The 21568-nt window shown below is 36.6% G+C and carries 15 protein-coding genes and 1 pseudogene; 7 read left to right on the top strand and 9 right to left on the bottom strand.

The window, feature by feature from the left end; genetic code table 11:
• Positions 1–104: 104 nt before the first annotated feature.
• Complete coding sequence (locus AC0UA9_RS16095) at positions 105–980, bottom strand: helix-turn-helix transcriptional regulator (RefSeq protein ID WP_475661570.1); 876 nt, start codon at positions 978–980, stop codon at positions 105–107.
• 330 nt (positions 981–1310) lie between these two features.
• On the opposite strand from AC0UA9_RS16095, the gene AC0UA9_RS16090 reads away from it, so the two are divergent.
• A complete protein-coding gene (locus AC0UA9_RS16090) occupies positions 1311–2870 on the top strand; it encodes a sodium/sugar symporter (protein WP_475661568.1) in 1560 nt (519 codons plus the stop codon).
• A 489-nt stretch (positions 2871–3359) separates the two neighbouring features.
• Here the strand turns inward: AC0UA9_RS16090 and AC0UA9_RS16085 are convergent, their stop codons facing one another.
• From AC0UA9_RS16085 to AC0UA9_RS16070, 4 genes are all read right to left on the bottom strand, one after another.
• A complete protein-coding gene (locus AC0UA9_RS16085) occupies positions 3360–4943 on the bottom strand; it encodes a sulfatase family protein (RefSeq protein ID WP_475661566.1) in 1584 nt (527 codons plus the stop codon).
• A 150-nt stretch (positions 4944–5093) separates the two neighbouring features.
• A complete protein-coding gene (locus AC0UA9_RS16080) occupies positions 5094–8357 on the bottom strand; it encodes a glycoside hydrolase family 2 TIM barrel-domain containing protein (RefSeq protein ID WP_475661565.1) in 3264 nt (1087 codons plus the stop codon).
• Between the two features lie 230 nt (positions 8358–8587).
• Entirely contained in the window at positions 8588–10843 is a 2256-nt protein-coding gene (locus tag AC0UA9_RS16075) for a xanthine dehydrogenase family protein molybdopterin-binding subunit (RefSeq protein ID WP_475661564.1), read from the bottom strand.
• Positions 10843–11316 (bottom strand): (2Fe-2S)-binding protein, encoded by a 474-nt coding sequence (locus AC0UA9_RS16070; protein WP_475661562.1) that lies wholly within the window; start codon positions 11314–11316, stop codon positions 10843–10845. Before AC0UA9_RS16070 ends, AC0UA9_RS16075 begins: the two co-directional genes overlap by 1 nt.
• A gap of 185 nt (positions 11317–11501) precedes the next feature.
• Between AC0UA9_RS16070 and AC0UA9_RS16065 the strand changes: the two genes are divergently transcribed.
• The 5 genes from AC0UA9_RS16065 (at position 11502) to AC0UA9_RS16045 (ending at position 16200) form a co-directional block, all read left to right on the top strand.
• Complete coding sequence (locus AC0UA9_RS16065) at positions 11502–12527, top strand: sialic acid TRAP transporter substrate-binding protein SiaP (RefSeq protein WP_475661561.1); 1026 nt, start codon at positions 11502–11504, stop codon at positions 12525–12527.
• A complete protein-coding gene (locus AC0UA9_RS16060; protein WP_475661559.1) occupies positions 12502–13044 on the top strand; it encodes a TRAP transporter small permease in 543 nt (180 codons plus the stop codon). Before AC0UA9_RS16065 ends, AC0UA9_RS16060 begins: the two co-directional genes overlap by 26 nt.
• A gap of 9 nt (positions 13045–13053) precedes the next feature.
• Positions 13054–14334 carry a TRAP transporter large permease gene (locus tag AC0UA9_RS16055; protein ID WP_475661558.1) on the top strand — a complete coding sequence of 427 codons (1281 nt, stop codon included), beginning with the start codon at positions 13054–13056 and terminating at the stop codon, positions 14332–14334.
• A 212-nt stretch (positions 14335–14546) separates the two neighbouring features.
• A complete protein-coding gene (locus AC0UA9_RS16050; RefSeq protein ID WP_475661557.1) occupies positions 14547–15563 on the top strand; it encodes an XdhC family protein in 1017 nt (338 codons plus the stop codon).
• A 1-nt stretch (position 15564) separates the two neighbouring features.
• On the top strand, positions 15565–16200 hold the full coding sequence (locus AC0UA9_RS16045; RefSeq protein ID WP_475661554.1) for a nucleotidyltransferase family protein: 636 nt from the start codon (positions 15565–15567) through the stop codon (positions 16198–16200).
• Positions 16201–16204: 4 nt separating this feature from the next.
• Here the strand turns inward: AC0UA9_RS16045 and AC0UA9_RS16040 are convergent, their stop codons facing one another.
• From AC0UA9_RS16040 to AC0UA9_RS16025, 4 genes and pseudogenes are all read right to left on the bottom strand, one after another.
• Positions 16205–16369: a hypothetical protein gene (locus AC0UA9_RS16040; protein WP_475661553.1), complete on the bottom strand. Its 165-nt coding sequence runs from the start codon at positions 16367–16369 to the stop codon at positions 16205–16207.
• 125 nt (positions 16370–16494) lie between these two features.
• A pseudogene (locus AC0UA9_RS16035) lies at positions 16495–17289 on the bottom strand (IS1634 family transposase); the annotation flags it as partial.
• Between the two features lie 133 nt (positions 17290–17422).
• The gene (locus AC0UA9_RS16030; RefSeq protein WP_475661552.1) at positions 17423–19618 is read right to left on the bottom strand and encodes a multiheme c-type cytochrome; all 2196 of its coding nucleotides are present in this window, start codon (positions 19616–19618) and stop codon (positions 17423–17425) included.
• 93 nt (positions 19619–19711) lie between these two features.
• A complete protein-coding gene (locus tag AC0UA9_RS16025) occupies positions 19712–19999 on the bottom strand; it encodes a DUF1501 domain-containing protein (RefSeq protein ID WP_475661548.1) in 288 nt (95 codons plus the stop codon).
• A 989-nt stretch (positions 20000–20988) separates the two neighbouring features.
• Between AC0UA9_RS16025 and AC0UA9_RS16020 the strand changes: the two genes are divergently transcribed.
• On the top strand, positions 20989–21568 hold a 580-nt coding region (locus AC0UA9_RS16020; protein WP_475661546.1), incomplete at its 3' end, for an IS1634 family transposase.

The following is a 21568-nucleotide window of genomic DNA, read 5'->3' as shown; positions in this document are numbered from 1 at the left end:
GTTAGAACTAGATAATTGCAGCTTAGTTGTACTGCCCAAGTAAATGACATTTTCTAACTGTGACTTATTTCTGGTTCAGTAATTTAACGGACTTGGTATAAGTTCTATGTTTGAGCTCTTGTGCTGGCTCTTTTTTTAAGGTTTTTTCTATAATTAAAAGGAGTAACTTTAAATTGTTTTTTGAATTGAGAGATAAAATGAGATGGACTAGAAAAATAGAGGTCGAAGCTAATATCTGTAATAGAGCGATCGGTTTGACTAATTAAGCGCGCTGCGGAATACAGTTTATGCCGCAAACTATATTCGGAAAAATTACATCTAAAGATAGATTTAAATAATCGAGAAAAATGTGATGGTGACATAAAACATTCTTCTGCCGCCTCAACTAAAGTTAATTCTACGCTAGAGTTTTGACGGAATAAATCAATAACCGGTGCTATTTTTTGGTAACCGACGCTTGAATGTATAGGTAAGGTATTTGGTGGGTTCACTTGGTTAGCATGCTCTGCTATCCAAAGTATTAGTAAACGTAATAACGTTAAACTAATTCCACTTAATGGATTTTCAAGATAGCTTTGGTGCAACCATTTAACCTGACTTTGTACAATTGCTAAGTGCTCGCCTTTTAAGCGCAGGTGTTGACCTCGCTCAAATTTACCCGCAATCTTTTTTAATTCAACATCATTAAAAAGTTCTGGAATAAATTGAATGATATACCACGACTTTTGCTGCTGATTGAGTTCGAAGTCATGGGTTTCTAATGCTGGAGTATAAACAATATCGTTATTTTGTAATTCAGACTCTCCCTGACTGTAAAAATATTTACCTTCAATTTGTTCAAAAATAATCAATTCATGCACTTCATGAAAATGCATAAAACAAGAATAAGAAGAGTCTTGCTCGTATTGAACCTTGTGGATTTCAAATTGATAGCCCTCTTCAATACAAAACGGCTCACAATATACTTGTGCTTTACCCATACTATATCAACAATAATAATCACTTTCAAAACACTAAAAATAAAATATAAACAATACAAACAACAAAATGAAAACAATTAATTATTTATATTTAACATTAACAGACACACCAAAATATCATATTTTTAACAAATATCATATAAAAACCATTACTTTCCATTAAAAAATGATATTTATATGGTATTTATAGTAATAAGTCATATAACTCACATAGTATAAAGTGGATGAATCACTTCCTCACCTGCTATTTTTTATTTACTTTTCATGTTTCAATGTCATAAAAAATAACAACTAAATAACGTCTATTTAGCCATAAAAGGTAAGTTAATAATGTTAGATAAACTAGATTTCACCGTTTTTAGCACTTATGTGATAGCACTACTTTGTATTGCTTTATGGATTTCAAGAAATGGCCACAAAGGCGATAGAAACACAGAAGATTACTTTCTTGCAAGTAAATCACTTCCTTGGTGGGCAATTGGAGCTTCGTTAATTGCAGCCAATATTTCAGCGGAACAAATAATAGGAATGTCAGGCTCTGGCTATGCTATTGGTTTGGCTATTGCTTCGTATGAATGGATGGCAGCAATTACCTTAATTTTAGTAGGAAAATATTTACTGCCTATATTTTTAGAAAACAAAATATTTACTATGCCGCAATACCTTGAACAACGTTTTGATGGCAGAGTTAAAACAACCTTAGCTTTATTTTGGTTAGTGGTATTTGTCTTTGTGAACTTGACCTCTATTTTATGGTTAGGCGGATTAGCTATACAAACGGTTACGGGTATAGACTGGATGGTAGGTATGATTTTCCTTGCTGTTTTTTCAGTAGCTTACTCACTTTATGGTGGCTTAAAAGCCGTTGCTTTTACCGATATCATCCAAGTAATTTTATTGGTGTTTGGTGGTTTGTTCTTAAGTTACCTTGCCTTAACTCAGGTGTCGGGAGGTGAAGGTGTTATTGCTGGTTTTAATATTTTAACTGAAAAAGCACCTAAACACTTTGATATGATCTTAAGCGCGGACAACCCAAATTATATGAGTTTACCGGGAATTTCAGTGCTTATTGGTGGTTTGTGGGTGATGAATATAGGATATTGGGGCTTTAACCAATATATTATTCAACGCGCATTAGCAGCGAAAAGCATACAGGAAGCACAAAAAGGCATTGCATTTGCGGCTTATTTAAAACTGCTGATGCCTTTTATTGTGGTATTACCGGGTATTGCAGCAATAATATTATTTCCAACACTCACTAAACCCGATCAAGCTTATCCGTCGATGATGGGCTTAATGCCTTCAGGTATTAAAGGATTAGTATTTGCTGCTTTGGTTGCCGCTATTGTTTCTTCTCTTGCCTCGATGACTAATAGTATTTCTACTATTTTTACAATGGATTTATACAAAAATATTAAACAAAATAAGAGCCAGCACCATTATGTTGGTGTAGGAAGAATAACAACAGTGGTTGCATTAATATTAGCACTAATTACTGCACAGCCTTTACTCGGTAAGTTTGATCAAGCTTTTCAATACATTCAGGAGTTTACAGGTTTATTTTCCCCAGGAATTACAGCAATATTTATCATGGGTATGTTTTGGAAAAGAACAACATCTACAGGCGCACTAGCGGCGGCAATTAGTTCAGCTATATTTTCACTCGCCTTTAAATTTTTATGGCCGGAATTACCGTTTATGGACCGCATAGGTCTTGTGTTTATTTTGTGTATATTGATGTCAATACTTGTATCTCTTATGGGTAAACCAAGTGTTCAGGACACTTCTATAAACATAGATACGATTAACTTTTCTACCGATAAATCGTTTAATATTGCTGCAATAGGCTGTACGGTTATATTGGTATTGATTTATACTACGTGGTGGTAAGTATTTATAAACAAGATTTTTTGTGTTTTTTGCTAGCTTATCGCTGTGATGGCAACGCTGCGACACTCAAGTTGATTAAATATTTCTATTGGTGGTTTGCTGTTTTCTTGCAGCGCTATAATTTGTGATTCAATATCTTTTGATACTTTAGTTAGTCTAGTTTTACACCCCTTCCCTTTGCTCAGGCTAGCTATTGAAGATGTGGCTGAATAGTTACTTGAAGTTTATTCAAGTACAACTCAGCCATATCATCTAACTTAGCATGTGTGCTTATTTCACAACACTTCTAGGAAGAGCTACAGGCATTGAACTCATTGACTCCACACCAATAGAAGTTGAAAAAACAAGCACAGAAAAATCAGACTAGGATAATGTTTATATGACAAAAGTGCTAACAGTTGACTTGGGCCTGTAACAACCACAATCATGGCACATGATGCCGTATAGGGAGGAGACCATCACATAAGATTACTTAAATTAAATTCATTATTATCTCGACTTTTGAGCAATAATTTCATCAAGACGCCGTTGCATACTCTTTACCCTCTCTGGCTGCTGTTGCGCTAAGTTATTTTTCTCTCCCGGGTCAACGGCTAAATTAAATAACTGTGGTGTATTCATCATGCCGCTTTCAATATTTTTATTATTTCGTATCCAACCATCATCGTTGGTAGTGGGACGAATGAATTTAAAGTTATTAACTCGTATCGACAATGTAAAAGCTTCTTCAACTAATTCTTCTCGACCTTGATCTGTCCTATTGAACCATGCTGATAAATGATTTTGGCTATCTATAGCTTCATTATTTGCTAATGGTAAATTGAGTAAATGAGCTAATGATGCATAGATATCAATTTGGCTCATTAACGCATCACTTGTACCTGGAGAGGCTTTTGCTGGATAATGGACTATTGTAGGTACACGAGTGCCCGCTTCATAAGCACTATACTTACCACCACGATACACCCCTCCAGGCTTGTGATTACCTAATAACTGAAGCGCCTCATCATCATAACCATCTGTTAATACAGGGCCATTATCACTGGTAAAGATAATCAGCGTATTATCTAAAACGCCTTCATTTTTTAATTGTTTAACAACTTGGCCAGTAATCCAATCCATTTGCACAATGGCATCTCCTCGTACACCCATAGTACTTTTACCTTGAAACATTTTATTAGGCAAACGTGGTACATGAATGTCATGAAATGAAAAGAAGAGAAAAAAGGGCTTGTCTTTATTGTCTGCTATAAATTTATTGGCTTTATTTGACAATACCGTATGAAATTCCTCATCAACCCATTCTGCACTTTTACCGCCAGCCATATGGCCAATTCGGCTAATGCCATTGATAATAGTATCATTATGTTGTTCGTCTGCTACTTGGCGTCTAAGTTCTGGATTTCCATACCCTGTAGGCCTGCTTCCTATTTTTTCTGCATTACTAATCGTTAAAGGATCATTTTTTTCGATATTAACAACATGATGATTTTCAAGGTAAACAGCTGGTACACGATCGCCCGTTACTGGTAATAAAAAGCCATAATCGAAACCAATCTCAAGTGGTCCAGGGGTTACCGCTTCATTCCAATTAATTTTTTTTGTTCCATCACCAAGACCTAAATGCCATTTACCAACAACAGCAGTTTGGTAGCCAACTTTTTTCAATAATTTAGGTAAGGTTGCTTGCTCAGTGCCAATAAGTAGCGGTGCATCCCCCTCAAGTACTCTGGCATTTTTACGAAAGGCATGCTCACCAGTTAACAAAGAGTAGCGCGATGGAGTACAGGTGGCGGCAGAGCTATGTGCGTCGGTAAAGTTAACACCGTTTTGAGCTAAATCATCAATATTAGGTGTTGAGACTCCTTTCGCACCATTTACGCCAATATCACCATAACCTAAATCATCAACATAAAAAATTACTACATTTGGTTTATCAAGTGATTTTAGGCGGTTATTAGCGACATTTTCAGGCATTTGATTACAACCTAATAGCAGACAACTCCCCGTTAAAAATACTAACCGTTTAATATTAACAATTCGTGTGATTGTTATACTGAAATATGATTTCATTTCCTGTTTTTAACCTTTTAATATGTTCCTAAATGAACAGTGGGAATGTATGAAGTTTAACTAAACTGCGACAGCCAAACCACACAGTATTCAACAAAACGCCTTAAGATGAAACACTCCTAGGCACTTAACGTTATAGATAAACTCTCACTACTTACCAACCACATTAATTGTAAAGCTATATTCATACTTACCTGCGGGTATTTGATACTTAGCTATAGGTGCGGCTAGCGAAGACCATGAGTCAGTACCGCCAACGCCCATTTGTTTGTGATCAATATTTAGGGTAGTAAAACCTTGCTCAACTAACTCATAAGGGTGTTTAGCATCATCGATATTCTTTTGTGACCAAGGCCACACTGACATGCTAAGGTTTTCACTACCGTTAATAATAATACCCACGTTAGACGTTGTTTGTGTTAACTGCCACCAGTCCACATCGGTTCTATTACCGTTTTCTTGCGGCACCATATACGGGTAAGTTAATGCATCAACCTGCCCTTTATAAATACCAATTTCAGCACCTTTATTACGATCAATATAGTTTTCGAACGGCCCACGCCCGTAATAAGTAACATCACTCAAGTTTTGATTAATACCAACTTGCATGCCTATTCTTGGCATAACCGGTAAAGATTTATCTGCATCGACTTGAGTTAATACTGTAATTTCACCCGCGCTATTAATGGTATAGTTATTGATAACGGTTAACTTAGTATTAATCGCTGACGCGACTGTAATTTGCACTTGTTGCTCATTTAATTTTTTGACTGAAAAATCAGTTAATACTAAAGAATCTGCCGCTGTTTTCCAAAAGCCTAAAGTTTCATGTGTTCTCCAACCAAGGCGATCATTATCCGTTTGAGCGCGCCAAAAGTTCATGGTTAAAGGTGATTTAATCAGGGCTTCATTATTCACAATGTATTGCGTCAGTTGTCCATTTTCTGTATCAAACTCAACAGTAAATAATGAATTGTTGATAGAAACTTTATCGTTAGTTTCTATTAAGGTTAACCCTTGAGTCGCAGTTAAAGAGGTTGTCGATTTTTTTAATGTTTTTGGTGAAGTCGGCACTAATTCAAACTTTTCTTTAGCTATTTCATAACCTGCTTTTGCCCAAGGAACATCATTAGCTGTATGCGCACTTAAACGTAACCAGTAACGAACACCACTTTGCTCTTCAACAGCTGATAATTTAATGTTAATAGTTTTAGTATTACCCGCGTCAATCGTGTTTTTAGCTAATGTTCCTTGGTCAATCACTTCATTATCAGCCATTAACTGCCAACGAATATTTTCTAAATTAATCGCTTGGTGGAAGTAACGGTTAGTAAGTTTTATTTTGGCTGTGCCTGATGTCAATACTTGAGATAAATTAACCGCTTCAAACTGTACAGGTTGAAATATATATTTAGCATGATGTAATTCTGGACTGGCGTTACCATACGAATCAACAATGCCGTTTTGGTTAAAGGCTTGTGCATTAGGGATATCACCAAAATCACCACCGTAAGCCAGGAAGGTTTCACCTGCTTCGGTTTTGTGTTCTAAACCTTGATCCATCCAATCCCAAATGTAACCACCAATTAAATTTTTGCGTTGATAAATGAGATCCCAAAATTCATCAAGGTTGCCCATTGAGTTACCCATGGCGTGCTCATATTCACACATTAAAATAGGACGTGTCATGTACGGGTTGTCAGACATACCTTTTAAGTATTCTATGCTTGGATACATACGTGAAATAACATCCACATACAGTGGATCGGTAGGGTTAGCCATTGGTGTTATACGGCCTAGCGACTCCATTTGTTCAGGAAGCCAATACCAACCGCGTGGTGGTTGAATAAACTCAGGGTGTTCGGGTACACCTTGCGCGCCTTCATAATGAACAAAACGTGATGAATCATAATCTTTTATCCAACCAGCGGCAGCTGCATGACCAGGCCCCATGCCTGATTCATTACCTAATGACCATGAAATAATAGATGTATGGTTCTTGTCTCTTTCTACCATACGCATAATTCTGTCCATGATGGCAGGCACCCATTGTGGGCTATTTGAAAATTGGCCACCAAATAAATGGCTTTCAACGTTAGCTTCATCCATAACATAAAGGCCATATTCGTCGCATAAATCGAGAAAATAAGGGTCGTTAGGGTAATGAGCAGTACGTACCGCGTTAAAGTTATTTTGCTTCATCAAAATAACATCATTGCGCATATCTTCACGAGTTAGGGCTTTGCCCCTTATCGCATTATGGTCATGACGATTTACCCCGATAATTTTAATACTCTTACCATTAACTAATAACTCACCGGTGTTAGCGTCAATTTTTACGTCTCTAAAGCCAACTTTACTACTTTTAGCTTCTATCACTTGCCCTTTATCATCAGCTAATGTTAATACTAGGCTATATAAATAAGGCGTTTCTGCAGTCCAAATTTTTGGGTTTTTTACTTTAATGTTAATTAGGTCAAATTGAATATTTTCACGTTGTGGATATGACTGCATTACCGTGTCAGCATTAATACTCACTTGGTTTACTTTGTTGTTCTGTGCATCAAAAAAATCAGCCGTTAATGTCCAACCGGCCATTTTTTCATTATCACTTTGCGTTAAAAATGGACGAACTTGTAATTCAGCCGATTGGTAATCATCACTTAACTTAGGTTTCGCAAAAAAGTCTCTGATCGCAGTTTTAGGTTGAGCCAGAAGTAGTACTTCACGGTGAATACCGCTAATTTTCCACATATCTTGGCCTTCAAGATAACTGCCGTCACTCCAGCGCATAACCTGTAACGCTATTTTGTTTTTACCTTGTTGCACAAAATTTGACACATCAAACTCTGCTGGTAATCGGCTGCCTTGGCTGTAGCCAACTTTTTGTCCATTAACCCAAACATAAAAGGCGGAAGATATACCGCCAAAATGTAAAATAACTTGTTTTTCATTCCAACCTTTAGGTAAGTCGAACGATTTAATGTAAAAAGAAACAGGGTTTTCTTTAGCTATGTTTGGGCTGGTATCAGGAATAGAAGAAGTGCCGCCGCCAGAATAAAAAGGTAATTCAGTATTAGTATAATAAGGGATACCGTAACCAAGTAACTCTATATTTGATGGAACTGGAATTTCTGTCCACGCAGAAGAATCAAAATCATTAGCAACAAAAGAGGTATCAATAGATTCATCATCTTCTTGATAACTAAACTGCCATTGACCATTCAAGTTTAGGTAATCACTTTTTTCACGGCCATCATCTGAGCTTAAACTACGTAATGCAGCCTCACTGGTTGAATAAGAATAAGGCATAGCGCGAGTTGGTAAACGATTACGTGAGATAACCGCAGGGTTTTCCCAGTCTTTGTCTAGGTAGCCTGCAGCTTGCTGTTTATTTGCAAGATTAGACTGCATGTTACTACACGCAGAAAGTAATAAAATAAATGCTAAAGAGCATCCTCGGTAAAAATGACAAGTCACCATAGACTCCTAATATATAAATCATGAATACAGGTATATACCCAAGTTACTTGGGTATAACTTTAAATTCGGCGTGTACAAATAAGTATAACCTTAATTTTTTTTCATCTGCTTTAGTCATAAGACACAAAAATTTAAGGTAATGCCGATTACTGTTAAGTGTTTTAAATCGTTAAGTATTGGTTTAGCGGCAATTCACGATATCGCTCACCAGTTGCTGCAAATACTGCATTAACAATACTTGGTGCTACCGGTGGTACACCTGGCTCACCTACCCCCCCTGGTGGATTGTTTTTTGGATTCACTAAGTGAACAACCATGACGGGGGCTTGATTCATACGTGTTACCGGATAATCATGGAAGTTAGATTGCACAACGGCACCTTTTTTAATATCAATTTTACCCATTAACGCGATCGACATACCAAATATCATCGCACCTTCTAGTTGTGATTTAATACGATCTGGATTGACTGCTAAACCACAGTCAATAGCGGTATGCATTTCTTTAACGGTTAATCGTTGATTAATTACTTCTACTTTTGTTGCTACTGCAACATAACTAACAAAACTACGGTGTACAGCAATACCCCAACCTTGACCCTTAGGTAAGGTGTCATGAATTGGTGTATGAGCGATCAACGTTTCTAGCACACCACGATAGCGAGCAATAGAATAAGGGTGACGTTCAAGTGTCTCATCATAGTTGGTAAAGTTAAAATCAAATGCTTTTTTAGGATCAAGATCTCTGTCTTTACCTAATGTTTTTAATATCATTTGGTCAGTAGGTACATTAGCAGCATGGGCAACTTCATCAATAAAACAGTTTAAAGCAAAGGCTTGTTGGATATTACAAACTGAACGCATCCAACCAATCCTTACTGGCGTTTCGGCTTCTGCCTTTTCCATTAATACATTATCAATATCGTAGGGGAAATCACCAAAACCTAGACTCAATTCAAAATTTTGCGGTGTATTTAACTTATGATTAAATGTTGAAGCAATGGTTGGGTAAGCAGCTTGTTGAGCCCAAGTTGTGACATTATTGTTATTGTCCAATCCGGCTTTGAAGTTTACTACGGCACCAGCATGATAATACCCTGACTGAACGTCATCTTCTCGGCTCCACACAACTTTCACGGGTTTTTTAGTAATATTGGCTAAATAAATTGCTTCGTTAGCAAAGTCGGTTTTAGATTTACGGCCAAAGGCACCGCCTAATAAAGTGGGTTGTACGTTAAAAATTTTTTCTGGTAATTTAGTCATTGATGCGGCGTTGGCCATCACTGATTGTGGGTCTTGCACACATGCCCATACGTCACAAATACCATCATGGAACCATGCTGTTGCCATAGGAGGCTCCATTGGCGCATGAACTAAATAAGGGGTTTGGTATTGCGCTTCAACGACTTTGTTGGCAGCGGAAAACCCTTTAACAACATCGCCACGACCAGCAACGCGTTGAGGTTTATTGGCTAAATTATCTTTAAATTTAGTAAAAGCTATTGTCGAGTCATGCTCTTTATTCTTACCTAGATCCCATTCAATTAATAAAGCTTTACGACCTTCTTGTGCAGCCCAAGTATTCGTAGCTAAAACCGCTACACCTGCTAAAGGTGAGTAAACAACGGTTTCTGGCGTTGGCGGCATTTGAATGACTTCAACTATACCAGGTACTTTTAACGCCTCGGTTGCATCAAAAGATTTAACTTGCCCATGCAGTACCGGACATCGTTTAATAGAGGCAATTAACATATCAGGTAAGTCAACATCAATACCATAAACGGTTTTACCTGTAAGTATGTCATCTAAATCAACGATAGGTACTGATTTACCAATGTATTTGAAGTTTTTTTCCGACTTATACTTTAGTGTTTTAATATCCGGTACGGGTTGTTTACTTGCAAGTTCAGCAAGATCACCATAGCTCACCGAATTTCCGGTTATTTTATTAAATACTTTATTGTCTTTAGCATAAACATCGTCGATTGATATTTTCCAATAATCAGCGGCAGCTTGTTCTAGCATAGTACGTGCAGAAGCGCCCATTTCCCTTAATTTATCGTAAAATTTACGGATACTGCTTGAGCCATCGGTGTTTTGATCACCGTACTCTTTATTACCTTTACCTTGAATAACCTGAACATTATCCCACGAGCACTCTAATTCATCAGCGATTATTTGTGGGATACCGGTTTTAGAGCCTTGCCCCATTTCAGATCGGTGACTTACTAACTCAATTGAATTATCTGGTTTGATGGCAACAAAAATATTAAGCCGTTGAGTCGCATTATTTTCAGGCGGTAAAATCTTAACTTTTGATGAATTTGATACGATTGAACTACAACCAAGTAATAAACCACTGCTACTAATACCAGCAAAAGTTAAAAACTCACGACGAGATAACTTTAATGGATTCATTATTTATCTCCTTCATTATTAGCTAATACTGCAGCAGCTTGTTTGATCGCCTGTTTAATTCTTGGATAAGTACCGCAACGACAGATATTTCCTGACATATGATTATTAATATCCTCATCACTCGGATTTTTATTGGTTTGTAATAATGTTAATGCACTCATTATTTGTCCAGATTGACAATAACCACACTGCGGAACATTGTTTTCTTTCCAAGCTATCTGAATGGGATGTTGACCTTTTTCATCAACACCTTCAATAGTGGTTATTTTAGCATTTTTTGCTACAACAACGGGGGTAATACAAGCACGCATGGGTTGACCATTTATATGTACTGTACAAGCACCACATTGACCAATGCCACAACCAAACTTAGTGCCTTTTTTATTCAATAGATCACGTAACACCCATAATATCGGCATGTTATCAGGAGCATCTACTTGATGTATTTCGTTATTAATATTTAGCTCTAACATGGTTGTTTTTCTCATTTACAAAGTAATAAAAGAATAATGTCGTATGAATTTCACACTAGACATAATTAAGGTAATATGAACAATAATGCTAAATTAGTCAATTGTTAACTATTTATTGTTGATTTTATATTGATTTGGTAACAGTATGTTTAGATAAATTACAAAATTATATAACTTACTTAACTATGTCTTTTTTTAATCTTATCTCGTTTACTAATAAAATTAGGTCTAACTTACTTATTAAGTTGACTCCCTATTTTTTGTTGTCGGTTTTCTTTAATCAAACTGCTCTGGCAGATGAAAAAGTAAAAAAATTAACCTGGGCGCATGTATATGAATTATCAGAGCCTTTGCATTTATGGGCTAAATGGGCGGCAAAAGAAATAGAAAAAGAAACCAACGGTCGTTATGTTATTAATGTTTTCCCCTCATCTATGATGGGTAAAGAAGCTGAAATAAATCAAAGCTTGAGCTTAGGCACCGTTGATATTATCTACACAGGCACTAGTTTTGCAGGTCAAACCTACCCAGCAATGACATTGTCTGAACTACCTTATATATTTCGTGATTATCAGCATTGGCAGAATTTTAATGAGAGTGATCTCTTCGATGATATCGCGCTAGGTTACAAAAACGCGTCAATGGGTAATCAAGTGGTAGGTAATAACTATTATGGCCAGCGTCATGTCACTGCAAATAAACCAATACGTACACCTGATGACATGATTGATTTAAAGTTGCGAGTCCCTAATGCGACTATTTATAAAATGTTTCCTTTATCTGTTGGCGCTAATCCAAGCCCGATTGCTTTCTCGGAAGTTTATCTTGCTTTACAACAGGGGGTTGTTGACGCACAAGAAAACCCATTACCTACTATAAAAGCCAAAAGGTTTTATGAAGTACAAAAATACATTAGTTTAACGGGTCACCTGCAAGGCTCGGTATTAACCGTAACTAATGACAAATTATGGTCGTCATTATCAGCAAAAGATAAAGCTATTTTCACCGATGTATTTAAAAGAGCGGCTTTAGGGGTTTCTGAAGATACTCGTCAAGCAGAGTTAGCATTACAACAATGGTTTGAAGCGCAAGGCGTTACTGTTTTATCGGTAGACCGTAGTTTATTTAGGGAAAAAGTTCTTCCTTTCCATCAAAAAATTAAACAAACACTAGGGGCTACATTTTATGACAGATTACAAAACATCCAATAATGAGGAGGCATCTGAAGGTGACTTCAACTTTGAGGAAGATGAAACTTTTAATTATGCGGATTATAAAATTGAAGACTGGTTGAGCTTTATTTTATTTTGGTTATTAGCATTAACAGTATTTTCACAATTTGTTAGCCGCTATATTTTTTCTGCACCACTGGGATGGACCGAAGAGATTGCTCGCTACCAACTCGTTTGTTTAGGTTTTCTTGGCAGCTGTATTGGTATCCGTAATAATAGCCATATTTTTGTGAGCTTGTTTCATCAGTGGTTGCCGGAAAAAACTTCAAAAATTATTTTTTCTCTCATCGCTGTCTTTAATGTCGTGTTTATCGCAAGTTTAGCTTTTTTATGTTACCAAATTATTCCGCTGCTTCAAATCCATAAAATGGCATCATTACCATTATCGATTAGTTTTTTGTATGGCATTATTTTAGGTAGTTTATTAATTATGTTATTTCGTAGCTGTCAATATCTTGCGATTCACCTTCTAGCAACACCACCAACAAAAGCATAAGGTATTATTATGGTTGTTACAGTTTTATTCGTTTCATTATTGATCATGATTATTTTGGGGTTCCCCGTTGCTTTTGCACTAGCAGGGGCATCTTTATTAGCTATCATGTTTGATGCTCAAGTGCCTGAATTAGTAGTTTTACATCGCATGGTTGGCGGCATGGATAGTTTTCCGCTGTTATCTATACCATTTTTCGTTTTAGCGGGTGCTTTAATGAACTCATCTGGTATCACCCATCGTATTTTTGATTTTGCTAATGCCTTAGTAGGCTGGATGCGTGGCGGTTTAGGCCATGTAAATATTTGTGCATCTATTATGTTTTCAGGAATGTCTGGCGCTGCGGTTGCCGATGCTGGTGGCTTGGGAGCAATTGAAGTTAAAGCAATGCGTAAAAAAGGTTATGACGCAGGATTTTCTGTCGGGGTAACTGCCGCATCCTCAACGATAGGGCCTATTATTCCACCTAGCTTACCAATGATTATTTATGGCGTAATGGCTTCTGCTTCTATAGGCCAGTTATTTGCCGCAGGCTTTATTCCCGGTTTATTAATGGCTATTGCGTTAATGGTAATGGTGGCTTATTACTCGAAAAAAAGAATCTACCCTAAAGATGCAGGGTTTAGTTTACCGCGTTTAGGTTCAACATTTAAAAGAGCCTTTCTATCATTAATGACGCCGGTTATTATTATTGGCGGCATTTTATTTGGTATTTTTACGGCAACGGAAGCTGCTATTGCTGCTACGGTGTACGCCTTAATTCTTGGCTCGTTAGTTTATCGAAGCCTTAATTGGCAGAAACTTGTTAAAGTAAGTATGGAAACTATTGAAACCAGCAGTATCATTTTATTAATTATTGCTGGTGCTGCAATATTTTCCTGGGTGTTAACTAATCAGCGTGTGACCGAAGATTTTACCGCGTGGATGTTAACAATAACTGACAATAAAATAGTTATCCTTTTATTAATTACTTTGATTTTATTTGTGGTTGGCTGTTTTATGGAAACAATCGCGGCTATTACTATTTTAACTCCTGTATTACTACCTATAGCCGTCGGCTTAGGTATCGACCCCGTCCATTTTGGTGTGGTGATGGTACTTAATTTAATGATTGGTTTATTAACCCCTCCAGTGGGCATGGTGCTTTATGTGTTATCTAGGGTAACTAAAGTACCTTTTGAAGACTGCGCAAAAGCGACCATTCCATTTTTAATTCCGTTAGTGGTGGTGTTGATGTTAGTGACTTTTATTCCTGAATTGTCTATGTGGTTACCTACGTTACTCTATCGTTAAATCGCTATAATCGTTTGAAGCTTACATGAGAGATTTTGGTTGCTAACAAAATTATTCGAAAGTAAGCCCTCTCAAAGCGATAAATGAGTCACATATATAATATTTTAATTTCAGAGCGGGTCGAGATTTACCATTAAGGCTAACTTATTGATATTTTCAAAAATATCAATAAAAGGTCAGCGGATAAATATTTTAATAAATAGTTGAACTAAATGAGTAACAGATTAGAACAATTACTTGCCACCTGGCAACCACAAAAATTGAGTGTAGAGTGGGTATTAGCAACGGTTATTGAAACAGACGGATCGTCTTATCGTAAACAAGGCGCAATGATGTTTATCAATAGTCTTGGTCAGTATTTTGGCTTGCTCAGCGGTGGCTGTTTAGAAGCCGATATTATGCTCAAAGCAAGAAAATGCTTAGATACAGGTAATAACGCTATTGTTTGTTATGACATGCGTGATGAAGATGATTTAAGCTGGCAACTGGGTATTGGCTGTGGTGGTATGGTTAAAATACTATTACAACCTATCACTGAAAAGTCTAACTGGCTAAATTTAGAAGCACTACAAACTCATTTACAGGCAAAGAGAAGTTGTGTTTACCGTCAGCTTATTAATGAAAAAATTCCCGAAAATACACTTACCCTGTTTGATAAAAAACCATTAGATCTAAAATTAGAACTAAAACTAGCAGAAAAACTACAACCAACAACTGACAATGAGTTTGTTCATCTTATTAAGCCGGCACCTTGCCTCGTTATTTTTGGCGGCGGGTTAGATGCGGTTCCCGTGGTTAACATGGCCAAAATATTAGGTTGGGATGTGACAGTTATTGATGAGCGTGTTAATTATGCTCGGGCAACACATTTTTCAGAAGCCGATAATATTGTGCATCAGCCAATTAACTCATTAAGTAACGAAACTTATTTAGTTAATGCCAATGTTATCGTGATTATGACTCACAACGTTAAATTAGATGCTAAAGCTTTAAACCTTATTCAAGGGTGCGATGCTAAATTTGTAGGGTTATTAGGGCCTACTCACCGTACCGAAAAAGTCTTAAATGCTGCAGGGTTAACCTACCAACAATTAGCAAGAGGTTTATCAAACCCTGTTGGGTTAAATATAGGTGGTGACTTACCTGAATCTATCGCTTTGTCTATTTTATCTGAAGCACACGCTGTGCTTGAAGGTAAAAGCGGGCAAACATTAACTCAGGTGGTTTAACATGTTATTAGCCAATGATATTGATTCGATAAATATAAAAATTGTTATTCTTGCTGGCGGTAATAGCATTAGGTTTAATGGGATTAAACAACTGAGTTTAGTTCACCGTGATAATACGCCAATACCGTTATTACAACAATCTATCAATACCGTTACGCGAGCTTTAGCTATAGAAGAAATACCTACTGATAACCTTTATGTTGTTACTGGTGAAAGTCACAGGAAAATAGCCGAGAAAATATCTCAACCGTTGCATTATTGTGATCAGGCTTATCAAGGTATGGGGCACACCATCTCCCAATCGGTATCTTTAATTCTAAATGATGATCCGACCACAACACACATACTATTTACTTTAGGTGACCAGGTCGCACTAGAAAAAGGTGACTACCTCGCCTTGTTAAAAAAGATGACTCAATTCCCATCATCTTTACTTTGTGCAGAAACTACCGATGGTATTAGCGCGCCAGCAATATTTCCTCATAATTACTTTACGAAATTACAAGCGTTGTCTGGAGATAAAGGTGCTAAAGCGGTTTTACAAGCTAATCAACAACAACTAATAAAAATACCAATGGTAAATGCATCTTTTGATATTGATACACAAGAAGATCTACTACGTTGGAATAATCCCTAAACTGTTAACAGTGTGCGTAGATAGTTGACTTTTTACTATACGTTATTGCGACACCTAACACAGGTTTAGGGACGTTATTCGCCTTAACGAGCCAACCATAAAATTTATCAAATATGGGTTTAGCCTGTGCTTGGCGAGTTTGATATCTATCATTGCCCGTTTTTTCCATTAGGTTGTGCTTTCTAATGCTTAAGCAGACCTTCAGGTGAAAGTGCTTCTTTATCCATATTCGTTGCTACTACAAAGCATGATTTTCGTTCTACAATTCGTTGATTTTGTCAATGGAAGAGGTCTTTTTTTGATGCTAGTGTGCGCTCGTTCAAGTTGTCTAACAATTCTTTTTTGTGCTCGGCTATTCGCTGCCTTTGAATAAATAACCATCCATCTTTGCTTTATTCCCATATGTTCACCTTCCTCAATAGCATATTGATAATTATCGTCAATACTGATCCACTTTTTGGCTGCAATGACTGTGGTAATAGATGATCTTTCAAGAGAGAACGTTGAAGGCACTAACGTGATAAATTGAATTTTCGCTAAAAATCCCGCATTACTTTTATGATAAAGCTTACAGTGTGCTACAGTATATTTAGGGGCTTGGTTTTTTGGACTGGTCAACAAATGCCTTACTTAGCGCTTTAAAAATAGCAATGTCATCACTGCTTCCATCCCAGTTTCTACACGCGAGTGGGGTTCCACCATCTTGGCTAACAATGATTTCTTGTACGACTTGTTTTAAATCAGGGCGTGAGCCTTGCTATAGCCATGGGTAATTTTAATGACATTCTCATCACTGTCTTCATCATCAAAAGCATATTCTCCTGTCAGTGAGTGATTCCTTGTATCAAGTGACTCAAACGTTTTATCAACTTGTTCAATTTCACATGCTTGTCCAGAGGCTAATAAGAATAAGCTTACACAGCCAAACTCAAAACACTGGTCGAGGGTTCTCCTTAGTTTGTGACGATTAAAATGTGATGCTTGACCCCCTTCACGAAATAAATGTTCAAGCGGTAAATTAGTAAAGAATTGAGGACTAAGTGATAAAGTTCGATTAGCAAAACCTAGTCCATTCATGATCATACCTTTGGGTTATCCATCACAGCCTGCTTTGAAGTAGCCTTTTGCTTTGTCTAACAAGCGATAAGCGTGAGTTTTTTGGTGTTAGCAACGATTATCCATAACGACTATTACACTGCTTTCAAAAAACCCATAGCGCTTATTAATTGTTCATAAACCAATTGTAATCTACTCTCAAATTAAGCTTCTGCGATAAATATAAGCCTAATTCTTTTAGCTGTGTATTATTTTGATAATTTGGCATGAGTGCTTTTAGCTTATTTAATGCCTCTTGGCTTTGCCCTGCTCCATCTAACGCGAGAATATAAGTATAAGCATACTCGGGGTTGCTTGGCATAAGTTGCATAGACTTTTCAAACAGAGGTATTCCTTTGTCTAAGCGTTTTTGTCGGACAAAGTGTAATCCATAAGAATAATGCAACGCAGCCGATTTAGGATTACGTTTAATGCCCTTTGCAAGTACTAAAGCTACCTGAAGTGACCTTTGTTGAGAACGATATATATCAGCCAAGTTGATATATCCCGTATCAAAATAAGGCTCTATCTCAATCACCTTTTTAAAGGCGTCTTCCGCTTCTGTTTGTCTATTCATCTCAAGCGCTAATATGCCTTTATTAGCCATACCTTCACCACGCCAACTGTTGACTTCATGCGAAATAATCATTTCTTTAAACGCTTTATCAAAAGTATTTTTATTCTGCTGGGAAACATCGGTCGACAATAAACTGCGTGCTGCAGCAACTCTGACAGATTTATATGTATCTTCGAGTAAAGGGCTTAATTGTTTCGCTCTGTCCACCGGTGATAATAACGTGGCAATTGTTGCTGCACTGAGTCTTATTAATGCTTCATTGTGAGTTAAGTACGGCGTTAATTCAGCTGCACTAATGGTTGCCGTAGTATAGCTCAGTAATTGGATGGCAGTAGCTCGGCTCATAATATCAAGTTGTTCATCAGCGATAATGGATAAATGCTGCCCTAACGAAATACTTTGCCCACTATTTAACAGCATTAGTAAGTGCTTACTTGAAAGCATACCTTTAGGCTTGCCATGCCACTTTTCTAAATTAGTACTTGCCCATTCGTTAGACTTGTCCTCATGACATTGTACACAAGCATTAGGCGTATCGAAGGTATCAGATAAATGCGGACGCGGGATTTTGAAGCTATGGTCACGTCTATCATCTACCCCCATATAAGTCTGCTCTGGCATATGACAATTAACACATTGAGCGCCGGTTGAGTTTTCATTATGTTGATGGTGTTTTTTAACATTATAAACTTCTGCGCCATGACACTGTAAACATAAGCCATTGCCTTCAACGTTTAATTTCATCGTATGCTTGTTATGACAGTCTATGCAGTTAACGCCTTCTTTATACATTTTGCTCTGTAAAAAAGACCCATAAACATAAACTTCTTCTTTAATTTGCCCGTCAGCAAAATAATTAGGACTCGCAGTAAAATTAGGCGTAAATTGATCTAAAAAAGGCACATTCGCTTTAAAACCATCCGTTAGCGGTGCGCGAAGTGAATGACATGCAAAACAGTTATCCATAAAGTCATTATTACGTTTACCACCTTCCCAGTTCGCCGTTTTCTCACCTATTTTTCGTAACCACTGCCCTATAGGATTATTGATTGATGTAACGCTAGCGCGTGTTTTTGCTTTACTCGGTTTTTTCATATGGTCTGTCATATCACCATGACAAGATAAACAACCTACATTGATGTTATCAAATTCAGTTTTGAAGGTGTCCTCCTGAGCGTCATAATTCCTTACCAGCCCATCAGAATGACAGTCTGCGCACATACCGTTCCAGTTTTGTAACGGCTGACGCCAATGTAATCTGTCTTCTGGGCGTATTTTTTCATGGCTATAATTATGATACCAACGCTGTCCACCTTGCTCTTTATCTCTTGCATCCCAAGCGAATGGCAGTACATGCAACCTTCCTGGCTCAGTTTCAACTAAGTATTGTTGTAACGGTGTATAACCAAAAGTATATTTTATTGTATAAGTATCAACAATATCATCGTAAGAAATAGTAACTTGGTAGCGATTATCTTTAATAAAAAAGTGTGCTTTTTGGCCATAATGCTTAACATCTACACCGGAAAAGTCAGCAATAACTGTAGTGCTATCGGCAATCGCCATTGCTTTCGCATGATCAGAGTGTGACCATTCTTGCTCAGATTGAGCATGACATGAAGTACAAGTTTTATTTGTAATAGGCGTTTTCTTTTGGAAATCATGGTCACTAACTTCATCTGACTGCGCTGAAGCAACAGACAAAGAAAACACAAATAAAAGACTGACTATATTTTTAATATCCAAAATGTATATTTACCTTAAAAAACTTATTTTATTAAATTAACTGTGTAATAATTATTTATTATACGGTTTAATATTCGGAAAAACATGCTCTAACTATTGCGTATTCAATGGCCAATATTGAGATAAAACATTGGCCAACCAAGAAAAACTATTGGATGTTAGCATTAGGTCACGTTTATCAAATAATTCATCATCCTTTAAGCAAGGCCAATTACCGTAAACTTCTCTACCACTTACAGCTCCGCCAGCTAAAAATAAAGCGCTACCCGTGCCATGGTCGGTACCTCCTGTTCCGTTTTCAGTGACGGTGCGACCAAACTCGGTACCCACCACCACGGTATTATTCCATTGTGCTCCTAATGACTCTTTTAAAGCCGCCAAACCATTATCAAGTTCTGTTAAGCTTTATTAAGACGTTTTCCTTGATTATTGTGAGTATCCCAACCATCACGCTCTAACATGGCACAGTCAGGAATCATTAACTGATCGATTCGACCGAAATACGCAAAACTGTGACAATAGAAAAGATGCTTGCGCTGTACAAGTCTCAACAAAGTGTCGAAAAAGGTTTTCGATTTTTAAAAAGACCTGACCTTTTAACGTCAGCATTTTACTTGAAAAAGCCAGAGTGACTGCATCAAAAATATACCATTTCACATATTTACTTTTTATTCACCTTTTATTCACCTCCAAAAAAGACAGCCCAACCGTTACTGGGTAGATTAAAATAGATGTATTGCATTATTACTGGGTACCCAGTAACGTAAAATAAACTTTTTCAAAACACAAAAAAAAAGATAAATCACCTGCATAAATACCCACATCACAAAAAACATCTAACACATTAAATTCAACTACTTAAAAAAATAAAGGAAGGGGCGTGGTGAATAGTTATGCAAAAAAAACACCAGAAGATAATCAATTAATAAACATAATAATTAATAAACATAATAATTAATAAACATAATTATTAATAAACATAATAATTAATAAACATAATTATTAATAAACATAATAATTAATAAACATAATTATTAATAAACATAATAATTAATAAACATAATTATTAATAAACATAATTATTAATAAACATAATTATTAATAAACATAATTATTAATAAACATAATTATTAATAAACATAATTATTAATAAACATAATTATTAATAAACATAATAATTAATAAACACAATTATTAATAAACATAATTATTAATAAACATAATAATTAATAAACATAATTATTAATAAACATAATTATTAATAAACATAATAATTAATCTGTCTTTCCGTACCCAAAAATATAATAAAAAAAGCTTGACGCAGATCGCCATATTTGATCTATTACTTATCTTTGGGTGATGGAAAAATTATGGCGTCGTATTCAACAAAAGGTCTTGATCATTTAGGTTTGGTTGCTGGCATGAACAAAGAGCTTGGTATTGCTACCTTAATTGATAAAGCACTCCCTGAACAAAGTGATGACAAGCTTATTTCTTACGGTCAACTTGTCGAGGCTATGATCCTAAATGGCTTAGGCTTTGTTGGTCGCACCTTGCACATGTATCCAGAATATTTCAAAGACCGTCCTGTTGAACGTCTTATAGGTAAAGGGATCAAGGCTGAGTACATTAATGACGATGCGCTGGGTCGTTGCCTTGATAAACTTTATGAAACGGGTGTGTCAGGTATTTATCAAACATTATCTGCGAGTGTGGTTAAGCATCTAAAGCTACCATGCGAAGGTATTAATTTAGACTCAACAAGTATTCATGTTGACGGTAATTATGAGCATGATATCGACAGTAAAGCCGTTAAGTTAGTGCGAGGATACAGCCGAGATCATCGGCCAGAGTTGAATCAAGTTGTGCTTAACCTTATCACTGAAAACAAGGCAGGTATTCCCGTTTACATGCAGGCTGCTAGTGGTAACATTAACGATAATGAAGGTT

The organism is Colwellia sp. F1, from assembly GCF_056238625.1.
This window is presented reverse-complemented; position numbering and strand designations above follow the sequence as displayed.